Origin of the sequence: Gelidibacter sp., from assembly GCF_035577925.1 — a bacterium.
GTDB lineage: Bacteria > Bacteroidota > Bacteroidia > Flavobacteriales > Flavobacteriaceae > Gelidibacter.
Genome location: NZ_DATJCY010000143.1, coordinates 1 through 1,778, shown reverse-complemented (window position 1 = coordinate 1,778; position 1,778 = coordinate 1). Strand labels below are relative to the sequence as shown.

The following is a 1,778-nucleotide window of genomic DNA, read 5'->3' as shown; positions in this document are numbered from 1 at the left end:
AAATTAAAATCCCCCTAAATTTATTGTTCAAAACCTAATTTCTAAATCTCAGGTAAATTCTGATTAAAAAAACGATCATAACTTGTGCTTAACCTTATGTTCAAGTTTAACGCCTTCGCGATAATGGGACTTTACGGTATGATTTGTAAGTTTTACATTTTTCTCTAAAATGTCCCTATATTCATTGAACGAATTTTTAATATCTTTTAATACCTTAAAATTCAGTATGGAAAATAAAATGACACCAAATATTAATATACCTAAGTAAATAATATATATATTATCAATTATATAATCGTAACACATTATGAGGACTGGGTTTATAATTAAGACCCCATAAAGCCTCATAAGTCACATAAAAATTGAAAAAAAATCGGTTTATTTAATCTACAATTTCTATTCGGCTGTTAGCGATATACTTAATAGGATACACCACTTTAGTATCTTCAAATTTGACCAATAAACTTATATTGTCTATGGCAAGAATAACACCTTCCTTTTCATCTATTTTTATTCTTTGACCGATATTAAAATTCCTTTTACTGTAAAAACCCAATAAAAGTCTAAAAACAACATCTCTTGAACCCAGCCCAAAAGAAATAGCTAAGGAGACCATTACCGCTCCAAGTATTAAGATGAGATTGTTAGTAATAATGTCAGTATTGATACCAGCCTGATCTAGCGACATGATGGAAACCATAATAAACAACAGTATAAAAATAATATTGCTGATTGCCTTTCCTCCAGAAACATCAATAGCTTTTAGTAAGGACCGTATAGTTTTTTTAATATAACCCGCACCATATAATCCAACGATTAAAATAACCAATGCACTGAAGAATCTTGGAAGGTAATTGATAAGCTTTCCTATTTCATTGGACAACAAGCTTAAGTTGAGCAATTCTGATCCAATGATGATGAAAATCAGGATTAAAAACCATTTTAAAAATATAAGAATTATTTTATCCGGTTTAATTTTTATGCCAGAATCGAGAAAAGGAGCTTCATTGAGTTTTTGGGTCAGGGCATCTATTTTAGAAAACTTCAAAGTCTTTTTGACTATAAAAAGAACGAGTTTTAAAACAATCCAACAGACAATTATAAATAAAACGCCAAAAATAAGTTTTGGCAAAAACATATAGATATTATTGATTAACTCATCTATAAGGGTAAAGTTTAGGTTTTCTTTCATTGGAAATAAATTAGGCTAGTTATTATTATTTTTGTTTTTAATGACATTACCGATAGTATCCGGATATTTTACAACCAGAAGATCGGTGAGATCCAAAGCTAATTTGATCATATTGATATCATCAAGTACCCGTGCTCTAATTTTGTCGGGCAGCTTTTCATTAGTAATTATTTTTTTAAAAGGATTTTCCATAATTACAACTGTTTATAAATCTGAAGTAATTTACTTTTTGCTCTGCTCAAGCGCATTTTCACAGCACTTTTGCCTAAATCTAATGCCATCTGTATATCTTCAATAGTCATATCATCTTGATACTTCATAAAAAGAATGGATTTATCATTTGGATCTAGCAATTCTAAAGAATTCAAGAACTTTTCATGATTCAATTCAAAAATATCTTTATCATCGATTTCTTCATAAACTTGATGCAGCTGATTTTCATCTTCTGAATCTATAAACCTATCCTTACGTTTATTATAATCTCGTTGGACATGGTTAACACAATGGTTATAAGTAAAGGAATACAGCCATGTAGAAAATTTTGACTGATTTTTAAAAGTTCTGATTTTCAAAAAGAGCTTAACAA

The 1,778-nt window shown here is 29.1% G+C and carries 3 protein-coding genes; all 3 read right to left on the bottom strand.

Annotation, left to right across the window (positions count from 1 at the left end; all coding sequences use genetic code 11):
- Window positions 1-382: 382 nt before the first annotated feature.
- Window positions 383-1,192, bottom strand: a complete 810-nt coding sequence (locus VNJ50_RS04950; protein WP_325579622.1) for a mechanosensitive ion channel family protein — start codon at window positions 1,190-1,192, stop codon at window positions 383-385.
- Between the two features lie 15 nt (window positions 1,193-1,207).
- Window positions 1,208-1,384, bottom strand: coding sequence for a hypothetical protein (locus tag VNJ50_RS04945; protein WP_325579620.1), 177 nt, complete (start codon window positions 1,382-1,384; stop codon window positions 1,208-1,210).
- Window positions 1,385-1,386: 2 nt separating this feature from the next.
- The coding region (locus VNJ50_RS04940) for an RNA polymerase sigma factor (protein ID WP_325579619.1) at window positions 1,387-1,778 on the bottom strand (392 nt) is incomplete at its 5' end.